This window comes from Synechococcus lacustris Maggiore-St4-Slac (assembly GCF_024345595.1).
Classification (GTDB): Bacteria; Cyanobacteriota; Cyanobacteriia; order PCC-6307; family Cyanobiaceae; genus Synechococcus_D; species Synechococcus_D lacustris.
In genome coordinates this window covers 88,444-103,184 of sequence record NZ_JAGQBK010000006.1, presented here as the reverse complement: position 1 = coordinate 103,184, position 14,741 = coordinate 88,444, and the positions used below count along the sequence as shown (strand labels likewise).

17 protein-coding genes and 1 tRNA gene are annotated in these 14,741 nt (G+C 55.3%); 13 read left to right on the top strand and 5 right to left on the bottom strand.

Translation table 11 applies throughout. The features are described from left to right. Positions 1-27 precede the first annotated feature (27 nt). On the top strand, positions 28-1,797 hold the full coding sequence (locus KBY68_RS06590; protein WP_315855651.1) for an Rqc2 family fibronectin-binding protein: 1,770 nt from the start codon (positions 28-30) through the stop codon (positions 1,795-1,797). Further along, the gene (tatC, locus tag KBY68_RS06585; protein WP_255096405.1) at positions 1,794-2,549 is read left to right on the top strand and encodes a twin-arginine translocase subunit TatC; all 756 of its coding nucleotides are present in this window, start codon (positions 1,794-1,796) and stop codon (positions 2,547-2,549) included. Before KBY68_RS06590 ends, tatC begins: the two co-directional genes overlap by 4 nt. Here tatC and KBY68_RS06580 read toward each other — a convergent pair. Further along, the gene (locus KBY68_RS06580) at positions 2,500-2,862 is read right to left on the bottom strand and encodes a DUF3067 family protein (protein WP_255096404.1); all 363 of its coding nucleotides are present in this window, start codon (positions 2,860-2,862) and stop codon (positions 2,500-2,502) included. The genes tatC and KBY68_RS06580 overlap by 50 nt on opposite strands. A 31-nt stretch (positions 2,863-2,893) precedes the next feature. Between KBY68_RS06580 and petC the strand changes: the two genes are divergently transcribed. From petC to cobM, 4 genes are read left to right on the top strand one after another with little or no spacing between them, the layout of a single operon-like run. Next, the gene (petC, locus tag KBY68_RS06575) at positions 2,894-3,430 is read left to right on the top strand and encodes a cytochrome b6-f complex iron-sulfur subunit (RefSeq protein WP_106499825.1); all 537 of its coding nucleotides are present in this window, start codon (positions 2,894-2,896) and stop codon (positions 3,428-3,430) included. A 38-nt stretch (positions 3,431-3,468) separates the two neighbouring features. Further along, a complete protein-coding gene (gene petA / locus KBY68_RS06570) occupies positions 3,469-4,401 on the top strand; it encodes a cytochrome f (RefSeq protein WP_255096402.1) in 933 nt (310 codons plus the stop codon). 4 nt (positions 4,402-4,405) lie between these two features. Beyond that, positions 4,406-5,260 carry a prolipoprotein diacylglyceryl transferase gene (gene lgt, locus KBY68_RS06565; protein WP_255096401.1) on the top strand — a complete coding sequence of 285 codons (855 nt, stop codon included), beginning with the start codon at positions 4,406-4,408 and terminating at the stop codon, positions 5,258-5,260. Continuing rightward, on the top strand, positions 5,253-6,050 hold the full coding sequence (gene cobM / locus KBY68_RS06560; protein ID WP_261345743.1) for a precorrin-4 C(11)-methyltransferase: 798 nt from the start codon (positions 5,253-5,255) through the stop codon (positions 6,048-6,050). Before lgt ends, cobM begins: the two co-directional genes overlap by 8 nt. Here the strand turns inward: cobM and KBY68_RS06555 are convergent. After that, positions 6,004-7,371 (bottom strand): FAD-dependent oxidoreductase, encoded by a 1,368-nt coding sequence (locus tag KBY68_RS06555; protein WP_255096400.1) that lies wholly within the window; start codon positions 7,369-7,371, stop codon positions 6,004-6,006. The genes cobM and KBY68_RS06555 overlap by 47 nt on opposite strands. Positions 7,372-7,443: 72 nt before the next feature. On the opposite strand from KBY68_RS06555, the gene KBY68_RS06550 reads away from it, so the two are divergent. After that, positions 7,444-7,515: transfer RNA gene (locus tag KBY68_RS06550), tRNA-Val, on the top strand. 73 nt (positions 7,516-7,588) lie between these two features. Then, positions 7,589-8,479, top strand: coding sequence for a helix-turn-helix domain-containing protein (locus KBY68_RS06545; RefSeq protein ID WP_255096399.1), 891 nt, complete (start codon positions 7,589-7,591; stop codon positions 8,477-8,479). Here the strand turns inward: KBY68_RS06545 and KBY68_RS06540 are convergent. After that, entirely contained in the window at positions 8,448-10,040 is a 1,593-nt protein-coding gene (locus tag KBY68_RS06540; RefSeq protein WP_255096439.1) for a Ppx/GppA phosphatase family protein, read from the bottom strand. The genes KBY68_RS06545 and KBY68_RS06540 overlap by 32 nt on opposite strands. A gap of 85 nt (positions 10,041-10,125) precedes the next feature. On the opposite strand from KBY68_RS06540, the gene KBY68_RS06535 reads away from it, so the two are divergent. After that, positions 10,126-11,034 carry a 4-hydroxybenzoate polyprenyltransferase gene (locus KBY68_RS06535; RefSeq protein WP_255096438.1) on the top strand — a complete coding sequence of 303 codons (909 nt, stop codon included), beginning with the start codon at positions 10,126-10,128 and terminating at the stop codon, positions 11,032-11,034. Then, the gene (locus tag KBY68_RS06530; RefSeq protein WP_255096397.1) at positions 11,031-11,867 is read left to right on the top strand and encodes a S66 peptidase family protein; all 837 of its coding nucleotides are present in this window, start codon (positions 11,031-11,033) and stop codon (positions 11,865-11,867) included. The genes KBY68_RS06535 and KBY68_RS06530 overlap by 4 nt, the downstream gene beginning before the upstream one ends. Here KBY68_RS06530 and ispD read toward each other — a convergent pair. Beyond that, entirely contained in the window at positions 11,847-12,533 is a 687-nt protein-coding gene (gene ispD, locus KBY68_RS06525) for a 2-C-methyl-D-erythritol 4-phosphate cytidylyltransferase (RefSeq protein ID WP_255096436.1), read from the bottom strand. The genes KBY68_RS06530 and ispD overlap by 21 nt on opposite strands. A 64-nt stretch (positions 12,534-12,597) precedes the next feature. Between ispD and KBY68_RS06520 the strand changes: the two genes are divergently transcribed. Continuing rightward, positions 12,598-13,383, top strand: a complete 786-nt coding sequence (locus KBY68_RS06520; RefSeq protein WP_255096396.1) for a glycosyltransferase family 9 protein — start codon at positions 12,598-12,600, stop codon at positions 13,381-13,383. 217 nt (positions 13,384-13,600) lie between these two features. Here the strand turns inward: KBY68_RS06520 and KBY68_RS06515 are convergent, their stop codons facing one another. After that, a complete protein-coding gene (locus KBY68_RS06515; protein WP_255096395.1) occupies positions 13,601-13,774 on the bottom strand; it encodes a hypothetical protein in 174 nt (57 codons plus the stop codon). 177 nt (positions 13,775-13,951) lie between these two features. Between KBY68_RS06515 and KBY68_RS06510 the strand changes: the two genes are divergently transcribed. Together KBY68_RS06510 and KBY68_RS06505 are read left to right on the top strand one after the other, a co-directional pair. Further along, positions 13,952-14,194 (top strand): DUF6364 family protein, encoded by a 243-nt coding sequence (locus KBY68_RS06510; protein ID WP_255096394.1) that lies wholly within the window; start codon positions 13,952-13,954, stop codon positions 14,192-14,194. Positions 14,195-14,196: 2 nt separating this feature from the next. Next, positions 14,197-14,616, top strand: a complete 420-nt coding sequence (locus KBY68_RS06505) for a PIN domain-containing protein (protein WP_255096393.1) — start codon at positions 14,197-14,199, stop codon at positions 14,614-14,616. Positions 14,617-14,741 lie beyond the last annotated feature (125 nt).

Sequence of the window (14,741 nt, the reverse complement as noted above, 5' to 3'; positions counted from 1 at the left end):
TTCATTCGCTACTAATCCTTCCGGGTATTGACGCTTGGCGAAACTAAGGCCATGCAACCCCAAGACACCACCTGCCTAAAAGCAGTGGTAACTGAACTGCAGCCACTGCTGCTGCCAGCCCGCTTTGAAAAGGCCCAACAACCTTGCCCTGGCGCTGTGCAGCTTGGCTTTCGCACCCTTAGCCAAAGGCTGTGGCTTGAATTGCGCTGGCAAGCAGATGCTGCCCGCTTCCATTGCCTGCCCGCCCCAGCCAGGCTTGGCGAAGGCAGCACCATGGCCCAACAACTGCAGCATGGCCTTAGCGGTTTAGCCCTGGTGAGCCTGCAGCAGCCCCCTTGGGAGCGGGTTGTGCAGCTTGGTTTTGCTGAGCGGCCTGGGGGCAGCCTCAAACGGCAGGTGGTAATCGAGTTGATGGGGCGCCACAGCAACTTGTTTCTGCTTGATGAACAGGATCAAGTGATCGCCATCGGCCGCCAAGTGCAGGCGCACCAATCACGCCTAAGACCCATCGGCACCGGCGATAGCTACAGCCCACCACCGCCCCTGCAGGGGGCAATTCCCAGCCTGAACGAATCATTTGAGCAGTGGCGCCAACGGCTATCCCTGCGGCCAGAAACATTGGCTAAGGCGATGTTGCAGAGCTACCGCGGCCTAGGGCCCGCCCTGCGGGACCAACTGCTGCAGGCAGCGGGCCTCAGCAATAGCGATTTGGTAAACGAGCTGGGCGAATCCCAATGGCTTGAGCTCCATCAAGCCTGGTGCCATTGGCTTAGGGATCTGGATCAAGGCCAGCTGGGTTTTACCCCATGGGGTGAGGGTTATCGCTGTTGGGGCAGCAACCAACAAACAGATCAACAAGCAAATAATCAAGCTGAGCCCCGGCTGAACTACGCCCTAGCCGCTTTCTATGCCGCAGGCGAGAAACGCCGTCAATGGCAACTAACCAAGCAAAAACTCAGCCATCAACTAGGGCAATTATTGGGCCGCGAACAGCGGGAATTGCAGCAGCAAGAGGAATTACTAAGCCGCTGCGCCGGCGAAAGCCTGCTGCAGAAACAGGCGGATCTGCTCCTTTGTAGGCCTGATGTGGCCAGCACGGGCCATCAGCAACTGCTTTTGGCTGATCCCGCAGGTGGCGCAAGCCTTGCCGTGGAGCTCAACCCGCAGCTGAGCCTGGTGTTTCAAGCCCAAAAGTTTTATAAAAAAGCCCGCAAGTTGCGCCGTTCCGTAGCAGCGATCGAGCCACGGCTCAGCTACCACCGCCGCCGCCTTGAACTATTGGAAAACAGCCTGCTGCAACTGGAACTAGCTAATCCAAACGACCTGGAACTGCTGGAGGCACTCCAAACAGACCTCAGCCCTTTTCAAGCAACGGGCTCCCAAACCAAACGGCTGCAAAGGCACCAGGAAGGGGAGCCGCAACCAATGGCCTTAATCAGTCCTGGGGGCCTGCGCTTACTGGTGGGTCGCAACCATCGCCAAAACGATTGGATCAGCTTTCGCCAAGCCCGTCGCGGCGACCTTTGGTTCCATGCCCAGGAGCAACCCGGCAGCCACGTGGTGCTGAAGGGCTCTGAGCAACTTGCCAGCGAAGCTGATCTCCAGGCGGCGGCCAACCTTGCCGCCCATTTCAGCCGCAGCCGCGGCAATGCCCGGGTACCCGTGGTGATGGTGCCTGTGGAACAGCTGCAACGCATTCCCGGCATGGAGGCGGGTTTGGTGCGCCATGGGGGTGGCGAAATCATCTGGGCGGAACCGGATCGTGCCCTAGCGCTACTACCTAGCCTGCGCCAATGAATAAAACGGAGTTCCCAGCTGAGGTGGAGATGAGCTTCACCGACCACCTAGAGGAATTGCGCTGGCGCCTATTGCGCAGCCTTGGGGCAGTGGTGGCCGCAGCAGCCCTCTGCCTGCTCTGGGTACGACCTCTGGTGAAATTGCTGGAGGAACCAGCCCAAGGCATTCGCTTTCTGCAGCTAGCCCCAGGTGAATTTTTATTTGTATCGCTCAAGGTGGCCGGTTATGCGGGCCTCACCTTTGCCCTTCCCTATGTGCTCTACGAGGGATTGGCCTTTGTGATGCCCGGCCTGAATAAACGCGAACGGCAGCTGGTGGCCCCCGCCGTGGCCGCATCAGCCGTGCTTTTTCTTGTGGGTCTTGCTTTTGCGTGGTGGGCGCTGGTACCTGCCGCCTTGCGTTTTTTAGTGAGCTACGGCGCTGATGTGGTGGAGCCGATTTGGTCGATTGAGCGCTATTTGGATTTCGTTTTGCTACTGATGGTGGCTACCGGCCTGGCTTTTCAGCTGCCCGTTTTGCAACTGCTGCTCGGTTTGCTTGGCCTCGTGCGCTGGCGGCCAATGCTGGCCAGTTGGCGGCTTGTGATTTTGCTTTCAGCCGTTGGGGGAGCTGTGCTCACCCCCTCCACGGATCCGGTAACGATGTTGCTCCTAAGTGGCGCCATCAGCGCCCTATTCCTTGTGGGGGTGGGCCTTGTGGCGCTCACAGAAGGAATTCACTCAGCCGCCCCTGATCCGGCAAAGGGAAGCTAAGGGCCTTGCCAAGGCGTGGTTTATCGCGGCTGTTGAGCAGCCATTGCCTCACCTGATCGGCCACCCCTAGGCCGTTTAACTGCTCCGCCAACTGCCCTAGGTGCAGTTGATATTCAGCGGCATCCAATGGGAAGGATTGCTGCTCCAGATAGCCCCACATCACTTGGAAATACAAGCGTCCTGCGCGGCGATGGAACTGCAAGTGGTAGGAAACGCCCCAACGGCTTTGCAGGATTGCGATCAACTCCTCGGCGCTGAGGGGCACTGCCTGGTGATGCAACAGGGCAACAGCATGGCGGAGTGCAAGGTTCATAATGGGTTGATCTACGGCGGTGCGTTCCCCTATGACCCAGATTTCGGCCAAGGACGTGCCCGGCATGGGCCGTCGGCAGTTCATGAATCTGCTCACCTTCGGATCCGTAACGGGTGTTGCCCTGGGGGCGCTCTACCCAGTGGCCAACTACTTCATACCCCCTAAAGCTGCCGGCGGCGGCGGCGGCACCACCGCTAAAGACGAACTTGGAAATGTAGTTACAGCAAGCGGCTGGCTTGCCAGCCATAAGGATGGTGACCGCAATTTGGTGCAGGGCCTCAAGGGCGATCCCACCTATTTGACCGTGGAAGGGCCAGAAGCGATCGGCAACTACGGCATCAATGCCATCTGCACCCACTTGGGCTGTGTGGTGCCTTGGAATAGTGGCGCCAATAAGTTCATGTGCCCCTGCCACGGCTCCCAATACGACAGCACCGGCATGGTGGTTAGGGGTCCTGCTCCCCTCTCGCTTGCCTTGGCCCATGTGTCGGTGGAAAACGACAATGTGTTCCTCAGCCAGTGGACTGAAACCGACTTCCGCAACGGCGAGAAGCCCTGGTGGGCCTAAAAGCCGTCATTTAATTACACCTCTTTAAACCTCTTCTGATGCGTCGTTCCCTATCCCTGCTGCTCAGCTCCTTGCTGTTGGCCATCAGCCTTTTGGTGGCCCCCCAGGCCAGTTGGGCCTATCCCTTCTGGGCTCAGCAGAACTACGACAACCCCCGGGAGGCCACCGGCAAGATCGTTTGCGCCAACTGCCACCTAGCTAAAAAGCTCACCCAGGTTGAAGTGCCCCAAGCGGTGATGCCAAACACCGTTTTCAAAGCGGTGGTGAAGATTCCCTACGACACAGCTGTGCAGCAGGTTGCTGCCGACGGCAGCCGCAGCGGCCTCAATGTGGGCGCGGTGGTGATGTTGCCCGATGGCTTTGTAATCGCCCCTCAAGATCGCCTCACTGAGGAACTAAAAGAAGAAACAAAAGGCGTCTACTACACCCAATACAGCGATAGCCAGCCCAACATTTTGTTGGTGGGGCCCCTACCCGGCGATGAGCACAGGGAAATTGTGTTCCCGATCCTTTCCCCTGATCCCGCCACTGATTCTTCGATCCATTTCGGTAAATATCAACTGCATATCGGTGGCAACCGCGGCCGCGGCCAGGTTTATCCCACCGGCGAAAAGAGCAATAACGGTGCCTTCAATGCTTCAGTGAGCGGCCAGGTAAGCGCGATCAGCAGCAACGACAAGGGCGGCTCCACCGTAAGCATCAGCGCGGCAGATGGCAGCAGTGTGGATGAGGTAATACCGGCTGGCCCTGAACTGCTAATCAAAGTTGGCGACAGCGTTACCGCTGGCGTTCCCCTCACCTCTGATCCAAATGTGGGCGGTTTTGGCCAGATCGATGCTGAGGTGGTGCTGCAAAATCCAGTGCGTATTTATGGCTTGCTTGCGTTCCTTGCAGCTGTTGCCATCGCCCAGATCATGTTGGTGCTGAAAAAGCGTCAGATCGAGAAGGTTCAAGCCGCCGAGGGCGTTTGATTCAATGCCCTTAGCTGTATTGCAGTCGCCGGGGCCGCTGCTGGTGGAGCTTGGCCCCTTGGCCATCCGTTGGTATGGCCTATTGATTGCCCTAGCAGTTCTACTGGGCCTATGGGTTTCCAGCGGCCTTGCAAAAATGCGGGGCCTTGAGGCTGGAGTTATCTCTGATCTTTTGCCCCTAATAGTTCTGGGTGCAATTATTGGAGCAAGGCTTTATTACGTGATATTTGAATGGCGCCAATATCAAATTAATTGGCTTGAAGCATTCCAAATATGGAAAGGTGGCATCGCCATCCATGGGGCATTACTGGGGGGATCCCTTGCCGTAGTTGCCTATGCCCGGTGGATGAAGTTATCTTTTTGGGCCTTAATGGATGTGCTGCTGCCATCGGTAGCGCTCGGCCAAGCGATTGGCAGGTGGGGCAATTTCTTTAATTCGGAAGCCTTTGGGCTACCCACTTCCCTGCCATGGAAATTATGGATTCCAGTGGCTAATCGCCCCGCCGCTTACCTAAGCGAAAACTGGTTTCACCCTACTTTTTTATACGAATCAATCTGGGATCTAGGTTTATTTGTGTTGTTAATCCTGCTGATAAGGCGTCGCCGCAGCAATGGTGATTGGCTCTTGCCCCTGGGTGGAATCAGCTGCATCTACGCACTGGTTTATAGCTTGGGCAGATATTGGATTGAGGGCTTGAGGCTTGATCCCCTCTGCCTTTGGGGCAGCCTTGAGCAAGCAAATTGCCTCCGGATGGCGCAATTGGTGAGCCTGCTGTTGGCCCTAGCTGGTGCAGCAGGTTTAGCTTGGTTGCTTGCCCTAAAGCGCCCCCTCCCCGACCCCGGCAGGCCAATTGATTAATCAAGCCAAGGTTCAAATTGTTGGAGCTGGCCCCGGCGCCCCCGACCTGCTCACGCTTCGGGCCATAAGAGCCATTGAACAAGCCCAACTGTTGGTGTGGACCGATTCCCTGGTGTCCCCCCAGATTGCAGCGCTAGCACCGGCCGATTGCGAAAAACTGCGCAGTGGCAACCTCACCCTGGAGGAACTGCTGGCCGCGATGGTGGCAGGGGTAAACAAGGGATTGCGGGTGGTGCGGCTCCACGACGGCGATCCCTGTTTATATGGCGCCCTCCAGGAGCAAATCGCCCGATTAGCCGATGCTCAAATCGAGGTGGAGGTGATCCCTGGGATAAGTGCTTATCAAGCCACGGCAGCAGCCCTAGGGGCTGAACTAACAATCCCAGGCCTGGTGCAAACGATCGTGCTTAGCCGCGCCAGCGGTCGCACCGGCACGCCAGAAAGGGAATCCCTGGAGAAATTGGCAGCTCTAGGGGCCAGCCTGTGCCTTTATCTCAGCGCTCGCCATGTGGAAGAGGTGGAGCAGGTGCTCTTAAAGCATTACCCGGCGGATACCTTGGTAGCCGTGGGTTATCGGGTGAGCTGGCCAGATCAAAAGTTGCAACTAGTGCCGCTCAAAGGCTTGGCTAATTTCAGCCAAAGCAAGGGCTTGGAGCGCACCACCCTGTATTTGGTTAGCCCTGCCCTTGGCGCCTCTGGGGCTGCACGCTCAAAGCTCTACAGCGCCGAACACAACCACCTATTTAGGCCCCAGGGCCATGCAATTCCGCCTGCAGCTGTTCAGCCTTAAAGCTGCAGCCCAGCCGCTCCACAATTGCCAACAGATCTTGCTCTGCATTACCAAGGCAATCGGTGCCCCCAGGCGATGGCGTTACGTTAAAAACAATCGGCCCATCGCAGCTAATTCGCGCTTCCCCTAACATCAATTTTTTATTTTTTTTATCAATAAGTTGTGGCCTAACACCACCGTAACCTTCAGCAAAATGTAAATCTTTTAGGCTTGCCCCAGGCACTATTTTGCGCAGATCCTGCAAAAACAACCACCGCCTTAACCAGGGCACCTCAAATAACAAATTACGCAGAATATAATTACGAATATCGTGAATCCTAAACAACTGCCATAAAACACTTAAAACGGCACTATCAAGGCGCAAAACCTTTAGGAATTCCCAAAAACTAGCAGGTTTATAACGCTCCAAAAGCGGCAGCAAAAGAGCGGTGGGGCCAAAGCGAGTTTTATCTGGCACAAGCACATCTGGATCGCCATGAATTGCGGCAAATGGCAATTTGTCGTTTTGAACTGTGTAAACCTTGCCGTTTAAAAGCTTTGGTGTGAAGTAAAAACTACCCGCCACCGGCAAGCAGGAATACTCCAAGCCATGGCCCATGGCCTGGGCCAATAAAAGGCTGTGGGCGCCAGCGCTCACCACCACATATCTGGCGCTGATTGTTTCTGTTGCAGTAGTTACCAAATATCCATTTGCTTGCTTTTCGATGCTGCGCACCTTTTGGTTTAACAGCACCTCTAATTGCCTCTGCTGTTGTTGTTCAGGCCCTGAGTTAAGAGCCGCCTTTGCTTGGGCAACAAATGATTCAGCTAAAGCCTGGTAATCAACCGCAGAAGCGCTATCGGCAATGCCGATGGCAGTTATTTGTTCAGGCCGGGGTAAGCCATCGGAGCCAATGGCAACAGCTGGCTCCCAGCGGGCGATGGCTTCCGCATCAAGCAATTCCATTCCAGGGAAATGGGGCTGAAATTGCTGGAATCGTTCCTGCAGGAACTCGCATTCCTTGGGGCCAACCCCAAGCACCATCTTTGGGAAAGAAAACAACACCCGCTTGCGTTCAGCCTCAGGCAAGAGCTCGCCGTAGCGCACCAACATCGAGGCACGGCGTTTCACCTTGAGGGCTTTTTCAAGGTTGTAGTTGGTTTCGATGTCGCCGCAATGGATTGTTTGGCTGTTGTTGGTGGCCCGGGAATTAATGGTCGCCAGCTGCCCTTCCTTTTCCAAGAGCAGCAGCGAACCAAGGCTGGTGTAGCGAGCAAGGCAAAAGAGCAGGGCGGTGCCTGAAACACCTCCCCCCACGATCAACACATCAACCTCGCGCACTGGCCAGCAACAAACCCAACCCCCATTCTTTACTGCAGCTGGGCGCCACCGGGGGGTAAACTTTTGGTTAATGGGCGATTAGCACAGTGGTAGCGCACTTCCTTCACACGGAAGGGGTCACTGGTTCGAATCCAGTATCGCCCATATTATTAATAGATAGCTTTCATTCATATTAACAATATAATTACTTTAATCTGTAGTTCTAATTAACAATTTAGTGACAAACTGCGATTTTGCGCCAAAATTACTCAGTGTTTTAAAAGGAAAATTACTTTTGAGCGCCCCTGAACAGCCACTGCTAGATAACGGAGGCTTGGTTGCCTTTGGCGAACGCCTCCGCAGGGAGCGCTTGGGCCAAGGGGTGGAGCTGGAGGCCCTGGCAAAGCAACTGTGCATGCGAACTGAGCAAATCGAAGCCCTGGAGAACGCCAACCTTCAGCAATGGCCAGAGAACGCCTTTGCCGTGGCCCAAGTGCGCCGATTGGCTGGGGCCCTCAACCTTGATGCCGATCAACTGGTTAGCGAATTACGGCCACTTCTGGAGCAAGCTGCTGCCCAGTCGCCCAGCTTGGCTGCCATAGCGGTGATGGGTGCTTCCAGCAAGCGCCGTGAAAATATGCCAAATAGGGAAGAGGGCACCAAAGATTGGCTAACGGCATCCACCACTAAACCTGCTAGCTCATCAAAACCCCAAGGCTTGTTTTGGCTACTGGCTATTGCCCTAGTTGCAGGCATTGGCAGCATCACCTTTAAGCAACTATCAAATCAGCAACAACCATCAGCTAAACCGCTCAATCAATCAATCTCTACGCCAACATCAGCAGCTCCGAAACCGCAAAACAAGAAATCCAACATCACTAATTTGCGCATAACCGCCAAGCAGAATGCCTGGCTATCAGTGCGGCAATTGGATGATAAAAAAATACTTTTCCAGGGAAATTTCAAAGGAAATCGCTTATTCCCACTTGGCAAAGGCCTGGAGCTGCGCGCCGGCCGACCAGATCTAGTGCAAATTCAATTAGGCGATGGCCCCAGTAAAACATTAGGGCCCATCGAGAAAGTTGAATGGCTGAAATTTATGCCGCCCGCAACTGCTCCGAAACCCTAGTTGTTGTTAAACTACAACACAAGTTGTAGCCGCAACCATCGCGAAATGCGGCGGCACAACTTTCCAAACTCCAAAGCTCAAGGCTAAGGTCGTCTGTAGGATTTAAAGGTAGAAGTTGCAGATTTATAACGCGATCCTTAATAACTAATTGTAAGCCATCAATAACAGCTTCCGGCCTGCGATCCATCGCCACGGCAAGGCGCAATAACAGGGAGAGGCTTTCAACCACTTGGCGCTGCTCGCGATCGAGCAATAGCCAGCTTTCATGGCGTTTTTTAGGTAGGCTGCGGCGGTGATAACGGGCCAATGAAGCAATCACAAGTTGCTCACTTTGTGAATAGCCAAGCAGCTCGCCATTATTAATCAAATACCAGGAATGTTTGTGATAACCACTGGTATTTATGTGTAAGCCGCAACTGTGCAACATTGCTGCCGCCCAGAGCAGTTCACGCTGCTCTGGGCCAAAATTATGGAACCCTGCTTTGGTTTGATCAAATAGTTCCAAGGCATGGCTTGCCACCCGTTCAGCCCTGCCGCCATCCACACCGAATTTGCGCGCTTGATGCCAAACAGTGCGTTGGCGGATTTCACTTTGATATGCAAATCGATCAACAATCAAGCCATGGCGCAACATCCAATCAACGATCAAACCCTCCCTTAGGGCTCGATCGCTAACCACGAATTGATCCATCCCGAGTAGGGCCATGGCGGTTTGCAGCACCAGCAAACCAGGCACCAAAATTTCAGCGCGGCGCTCATTAATTCCCGGCAACGCAGCCCGCTGCAGGGGCGTGAGCGGCAGTATCCGCTCCACCAAGGCATCCAACTCAGCTTTGCTTACCTTTTTGCCATGTAAGCGGGCTGAACTGCGGCTTGATTCCGCTTCCAGCAGAGCTGCCACAGCCATGGCGGTGCCACTTGTGGCAACCATCGTTGGGGTTTCGCCTGGTGCCAGCCGGCGCAGCACCTTGTCCACCGATGGCTCTAGGGAACCTTGAATAAATGCCCGCAAAAAATTCACCCTTTCCCTTTCCAAGGGTTCGCTCTTAACAAAATCCCGTTGCAACCGCACTGCCCCCACCCGAGCACTGGTAAGGGCCCTGGCCTCCTGGGCATCGGCCAAAACCAATTCGGTGGATCCACCGCCAATATCCAAAATCAAATGGGGGCGATCGGCAAAATCCATGCCAGATAGCACCCCCAGGTAGATCAAGCGCGCCTCTTCCGTGCCGCTGATCACCTCAAGGTTTAAACCAAGGGTTTCCCTCAATTCCGCCAGAAAGGCAAGGCCATTGGGCGCCTCGCGCATGGCGCTGGTGGCCACCCCAACAATTTCCTCAACCCCATGGCTATGGGCCAGCTCACGGCAATGGCGCAGCGCCAAGCGGGTGCGTTCCATCGCCTGGGGCGTTAATTCACCGCTATCGGCATCCCGTTCCCCCAACCTGGTGGTTGATTTTTCCGCTAAAAGCACGGAAAAACTGCACAGCAATGGATCCACTGCCGCTATTACTAAATGGGTGGAATTAGTGCCTAAATCAATGGCTGCAACCCGCCGCATGCCTTCCTTTGGCGACGTGGTTTGTGCTGTCACCGCAGGATCCCGTAGAGCCGTGGCACACTCTCGCATCGCAACACCGCTCTTGGTGGCATCAACCCCTCGTTCCGCTTCTAAGCCAAAACAGTTCGATTGGCCCGCCTGGCTAGAGCTGTTGCGCTGGCAAAAACCCAGCGGGCGTTTGATTTTATTGCTGCCTGCAGCCTGGAGCCTCTGGCTTGAGCAAGCCAAACCAGATGTTTTTTTAGTGGCATTAGTGCTGTTGGGGGGCCTGGCTGTTAGCGGGGCAGGTTGCATCGCTAACGACCTTTGGGATCGCAAGATCGATGCCCAGGTGAGTCGCACCAGTGCCAGACCCCTAGCCAGGGGTGCCCTGGGCCCTGGTTTTGCCCTGGCTTTGCTCCTTTTATGCCTTGGGGTAGCCCTTGCTGTGGTGCTCGCCCTGCCGCAGCGCTCCCTCTGCCTTGGCCTTGCCCTAATCAGCTTGCCTTTGGTGTTGATTTATCCCTCAGCTAAGCGCTGGTTTGGCTTTCCTCAGTTGCTTTTAGCCCTTTGCTGGGGTTTTGCGGTGTTAATTCCCTGGGCTGCAGCCCGGGGCAGCCTCACTGGTGGCTGGCCCCTATGGGGTTGCTACGGCGCAACAATTTTTTGGACCTTTGGCTTCGATACGGTTTATGCGATGGCCGATAGGGCCGACGATCAAAGGCTTGGGATACGCAGCAGTGCCCTCAGCCTTGGGCAGCAGGTGGTGCCGGTGGTGGGAATTTGCTATGGGGCCACTTGGCTGCTGCTGGTATCAGCGGCCCTTAGCGCCGGCATGGGAGCTGGGTTTCTGCTGCCTGCCCTGCTGGCGGCCTGCGGTTTTATCAGGGAGTGGTGGTTGCTGAAACGGGATGAACAAAACGGCAAACTGCAAAGTGGCAAACATTTTCAACGCCAAGTGCTGCTTGGTTCCCTGTTGCTATTTGCCTTAATCCTTGGCCGCTACCCCCAATGAAGGCGCGCATCGTGGCCCCTAGTTCGGCTTTGGGGGAGCTAAAAAATTTGCAGGCGGGCCTAGAGCTGCTGGGCAGCTGGGGCATTCAATTGGAGCTGCCCCAGATCGCAAACCGTCGCTGGGGTTATCTGGCCGGCAGCGATGGCCAAAGGCTGGCGGATTTTGATGCAACAGCTGATTTATGGGCCTGCGCCCGCGGTGGCTGGGGGGCAGCGCGGCTGCTGGAACTTGGCTGGCAGCCACCAGAGGGCTTGCTGTTGGGTTTTTCTGATGTAACAAGTTTGCTTTGGGCCCACCAAGCCAGTGGCAGGCTTGGTGCCCTCCACGGCCCCCTGGTAACAACCCTTGCGGCGGAACCAAGCTGGAGCCAAGAGCGGCTGCGGCTACTGCTGCAGGGAGCAGCTGTTCCACCGCTACTTGGTAGGGGCTGGGGCGGCGGCAAGGGGGAGGGGCCCCTACTGGTGGCAAACCTCACGGTTGCCACCCACCTGCTCGGCAGCCGCTGGTGCCCAGATTTAGAGGGGGCTGTGTTGATCCTTGAAGACGTGGGGGAGGCGCCCTATCGAATCGATCGCATGCTCACCCATTGGCGCCTATGCGGCGCCCTGCAGAAATTGGCAGCGATCGGCTTTGGCAGTTTTGAAGGCTGTGATCAAGATTCTGAACAGGGATTTCAACTGGAACAGGTGCTGCAAGAACGCACCGAAAGCCTTGGCATACCGCGGCTGGCCGGTTTACCCGTGGGCCATGGCAGCGCCAATGCTGTTTTGCCCCTTGGCCGCAGGGCCTGCCTTGATGGCGACAGGGGTTTGCTAAGCCTTGCGGCGCCTTAATAAAGCAGCGGCCAACTCCAAATCCAGAGGTGTGGTTACCTTCAAATTGGCCGTGCTTGCCTCTAAAACCCGCACCGGTAAGCCCAAGAGCTCAAATAAGGCCGCATCATCAGTTACCTGCCACCCCTCAGCCATTGCCCTTTGATGGGCTGCCCTTAAGGCTGGCAAGGCAAAGCCCTGGGGGGTTTGGGCGGCCCACAGCCCAGACCGCTCTGGGGTATTGCGGATATAGCCATCGCTATCCACCTGCTTAATTGTGTCGGTTACGGGCACCGCAGCGATCAAGGCCTCAGCGCCTTGCCTTAAGGCAATCGCACAGCGGTTAAACAGGGCTGGTTCGACCAGGCAACGGGCACCGTCGTGGATCAACACATAGGCGGCCGCGGCCGGTAAAGCCTCAAGCCCCAGGGCCACAGAAGCCTGGCGAGTGGCACCGCCCTGCACCCAAACCACGGGCTTTTGAGGCGCAAGGCTGGCAAGAATGATGTTGATCTCCTGGCGATCCTGCTCCTGACCCACCACCGCCAGCCAACTAATTTCATCACTTTGCAGGGCCGCTTCCAGGGTCCAGGCCAGTAAGGGCCTGCCTTCTAGGGGCAACAACAACTTGTTGCGCTGGTGGCCCATCCGCCGGCCACTGCCGGCAGCAACGATCAGCAGATGCAAGCGTTTCGGAATCAGCTCCATACAATTCGACCATCCCGTTACCAGGGTTGGCTCGTTTCTGCTGATGCGTGTGTTGTTTTTCGTCCCTGGTGGGGCCAAAGCCCAGCTGGATGCCCTGCCCCTTGCAGCTCAGGTAGCTGATGGCTTGGCCGCCCAACTGCAGGTGGCTTGTCCAGCAGCGATGGCACCGCTATGGAAATTGCTGCCAGCCGTAGAAAAAATATTGCCCTTTGGTTTTGATGCCGCCGTATCACTAGCCGACTGGACCAACCTGCTGGGCTGCGTTAGGGAGCCCGATTTTCAAGCCTGCCTCAACCTTGCCTCCAATTGGCGCCTTGATCTATTGCTAAGCCTTAGCCACATACCAGTGAGGGTTGCCCGCGCTGGTTTCTCCGCCACCAGCATTATTTCGAGTGCTGATTTGCTTGATTTTCTTGCACCGCTAGGGCTCAGCCCAAACCCCAAGCCATTTCAACTCAAATTACCCGCCAAGGCCCTTGCCAAAGCCCAGGCTGAATTTCCCCAGGGCAATGGACCACTTTTGTTGTTAGCCCCTGCTGGTGGCAGTGATGATTGGCCCCAAAGCCAATGGGATGCCCTGCCAAATGGGGTGCAACAACATTTGCCCCAAGCCAGGATTTGTGGGTTTTCAGGCCTCAATTTGATCAATCAGGCCGCCCAGGTGGCAAGTGCGGATGTGCTGGTGAGCAGCAACCCAGTGGCAAGCCGCTTAGCAGCCTTAACGGGCGTAACCCTTGTTGATTTAGAGCAATTGCGGGGGGATCAACCCTTAAATCAACTAAATCAAAAATCAGTTTTCAAAGCCTTGGGGTTTGCAACGGCAGCTTGAAAAATTCATCAACATGGAAAGCTCAGCTGTAAGTAGTTATTAAGCTGCTCCATTAAGCCCCCAGGGATTTAAATAACAGGGGTGACAACTTTGCTGGCAGTGGTGGCGGTAGCTGCCAGGAAAGATGTCACCCTTAGGAGCGTTTTGCGCATCCCTTGCAAAGAACACTTGGAGGCTTGTTCCTAGTACTTCCAATGGTTGATTAATCCACACCAAATCAGGTTGCTTCCCTACCCCTTCTGTAATCCCAGGGCCGTTTAATGCCACCGGGCACTGCCCACACCCCAAAACTTTTTAAGCGTGCTTCATTTTCAAGGCGTGAATAGGTTTCACGGTCACAACCTTCGATGTATTGGCTGATTTCTGGCGCGTCGATACAAACCAAACGCACTGTTGTTTTATTTGCTCCTTTGGGCTGCTCACACGAATCGTGTTGCCATAACCCACTAAAAGCAGTTGCAGCTCGCTCAAAAAATTAGAACCTTGACAGACTCATCCGTTTGCAAATTTCAGCACGGGTTCTGTGTAGCACTGATTTTATCGTTAGGATCAGGTTGCGCTCAAATCCATGGCGATGGCAAACCTCACCCTCAGCCTTGATGACAACCTTTTGCGCAAGGCACGGGAAGCAGCGCTGCGGGAGAAAACCTCAGTGAACGCCTTGGTGCGTGATTACCTCAGCCGCTACGTGGATGCCCGCTCCAGACGAATCCAGGCTCTTGATGCCTTTGATGCGGTTGCTGATCGCTCCAGTAGCGCCAGCCAGGCCCCATGGAGCCGGGAGTCGCTCCACGGGCGCAGCCTGGGCTGACCATGCGAGTGTTTGTTGACACCAATCTTTGGGTTTATCGCCTGGATCAACGGGAAGCCCAAAAAGGGCAATTCACCAAAAATTGGCTACGCCAATTAGCCCAACACGATGAGATTGTTATCAGCACCCAGGTATTAATTGAATTGCGAGCCGTGATGGCGCGCAAATTACAACCTTTCATTTCCGCCTCGGAAGCTCGTAGAGCCCTGGAAGCGCTTGCGGATTTTGAAGTTGTGCCAACCGATACGGCCCTTGTGCTTGATGCCCACGAATTGGCAGCAGCCAACCAGATTGCCTGGTTCGACGCTTTGATCTTGGAAGCAGCAATCAGAAGCCATTGCTCGGTTCTCTACAGCGAGGACTTCAATGTTGGCCAGCATTTTGAAGGCCTTGAGATTCGCAATCCCTTTAAAAGCTCATAGCTTCCCTCGCCTTAGGTCTACAAGCCAAACGCACTGTTGTTGCTGACCTTCAATGGGAACATCTTGCTGAATCTTCTCTGTGGAAACGCTTCAATCCCTCCACCATTCCAAGCTTTTGCTTGAGC